This window comes from Streptomyces glaucescens (assembly GCF_002154375.1).
GTDB lineage: Bacteria > Actinomycetota > Actinomycetes > Streptomycetales > Streptomycetaceae > Streptomyces > Streptomyces glaucescens.
Map to the genome: position 1 here is coordinate 16,983 of NZ_MUND01000451.1, position 462 is coordinate 17,444.

At 77.5% G+C, this 462-nt stretch carries 1 protein-coding gene; it reads right to left on the reverse strand.

Annotated elements, in window-relative coordinates; all coding sequences use genetic code 11:
• Window positions 1–462 (reverse strand): HpcH/HpaI aldolase/citrate lyase family protein (locus tag CCN42_RS27145; RefSeq protein ID WP_158102134.1); only part of this gene is annotated, 462 nt, incomplete at both ends.

The following is a 462-nucleotide window of genomic DNA, read 5'->3' on the forward strand; positions in this document are numbered from 1 at the left end:
CCGCCGCGTCGATGAACGTGCCGTCCTCGAGGGCCTGCGCGCCCCGCTCCCGGGTCGCCGCCTTCACCACCGTCTCCGCCTGCTCGATCTCCTCGGGGGTGGGGAGGTAGGCCCGTTCGATGATGGGCAGTTGGCGGGGGTGGATGGCGGCGCGGCCCAGGAAGCCGAGGGCGCGGCCGTGGGCGCAGGAGGCGGCCAGGCCCTTCAGGTCCCGGGTGTCGAGGTGGACCGACTGGGTGGGGGGAGGCAGCCCGGCCGCGCGGGCGGCGACGACCACCCGCGAGCGCGGCCACTCCAGGCCCGCGTCCTCCCGTACGCCGAGGTCGGCCCGGAGGTCGGCCTCGCCGAGCGCGATACCGCGCAGAGCCGGGTGGGCGGTGGCGATGGTGTGGGCGTGCTCGATGCCGAGGGCCGACTCCAGCAGGGCGTACAGGGCGGGCGCGGTGCCCTCGGCCGGGGCGG